This window comes from Cupriavidus sp. WGlv3, assembly GCF_023952475.1.
Lineage (GTDB): Bacteria > Pseudomonadota > Gammaproteobacteria > Burkholderiales > Burkholderiaceae > Cupriavidus > Cupriavidus phytorum.
In genome coordinates this window covers 1-1,341 of sequence record NZ_JALHRX010000094.1, presented here as the reverse complement: position 1 = coordinate 1,341, position 1,341 = coordinate 1, and the positions used below count along the sequence as shown (strand labels likewise).

Annotated in this window: 1 protein-coding gene; it reads right to left on the bottom strand. The window is 63.1% G+C overall.

Annotation, left to right across the window (positions count from 1 at the left end):
* Positions 1-76 precede the first annotated feature (76 nt).
* Positions 77-1,225, bottom strand: coding sequence for an integrase core domain-containing protein (locus tag MKD38_RS30575; protein ID WP_252682428.1), 1,149 nt, complete (start codon positions 1,223-1,225; stop codon positions 77-79).
* Between the last annotated feature and the right edge of the window lie 116 nt (positions 1,226-1,341).

The window sequence follows — 1,341 nt, the reverse complement described above, 5'->3', positions numbered from 1 at the left end:
GCACACTACGATAAGACATGCCGCCCGCAGGGCAGTAAATGTACGGAGCAACCACATGGGTAACAAACGAGTTCACTCACATGGGTAACACTTTGAGACTTAGATAGCGCTTGCGGTTGTGGCGTTCATCTATTTCTCCAATCACGATCGGGCCGAAGTGAACATGCCAGACGCCGTCGTCGATCGCTTCCAGTCCCACCAGTTCTCCTCGCAGCAAGTGTCCGACATACATAACCAGGTTGTGGCGGTAGAGCAGCCCGGCGCTGCCCACTCGGTACGTCTCCATGTAGCTTGGATAGCTCATCTCCGGCAGCCGGCTCGGATACTCCCGAGGCGATGACGTGTAGCAACTGCGCGGCGTCTGCTGGCCCAGTGCTTCGTGGGGGCGCTGTTCGTTATAGAAGCGCCGGAACGCATCCATGCGCCTTTGCTGCGCTGCCAGCGTCGCCGCTGGGGGCAACGCCGTCGCGCGCTTGAGCGTGCGGTGCATGCGCTCGTGCCGGCCGTTCTGCTCCGGATGCCCGGGCTCAATCCGCTCCGGCACGATTCCCAGCTTCAGCCACCAGATCGACAGCTGCGACAGTCCTCCACACCCCGTGGACGCGAACGGCACGCCGTTGTCGGTGCGCAGCCGGTCCGGCAACCCATAACGCCGGAACAGCCGCTTGAACACCGACTTGGTCGGCGCCAGCTTTGGACCGCCCAGCCCCTTGCAACTCAGCAGGTAACGGCTGGCATGGTCCATTACCGTGAGCGGGTAGCACCAGCACTGGTCCGCCGTCAGGAACTGCCCCTTGAAGTCCGCACTCCACAGCGCGTTCGGCTCGCGTGGCGAGCGCAGCGGCGTGCCATACCGCATCACCCGCCGGCGCCTGCGTTGCGGATCGATCCGGCCCGCTGCCTTCAGGATGTTGTAGATGGTCGTGCGAGACGGCACCTCTGCCTCGCCAAACCGCTCGGCCAGGCGCTGCTGGATCTTCTTCGGCCCCAGCTCCTTGCCCGCTGGGCCGCGCAGCTCCAGGATCGCCTCGCGGATCGGGTACGCGATCCGCTCCTGCGCATGACGGCGGCGGCTGTGGTCCGCGAGCCCGCCGGCGCCTTCATTGGCGTAACGCTCGATCCACTTGTAGCCAGTCTTGCGACTGATGCCATAGCGCTCGCACAGCGCGCTTACGCTGTCCGCGCGGCGCAGATGCTCGGCAATGAACAGAACTCGTTGGTCCATAGGTTTGAGCTCACTCCAGGGCATGGGCGCCTCCCTTTGGCTGTCGCCCATGCAGGGTAGAAAACTGTTACCTATGTGCTTGAACTGTTCTGTTACCTATGTGAGTGAACCGTACC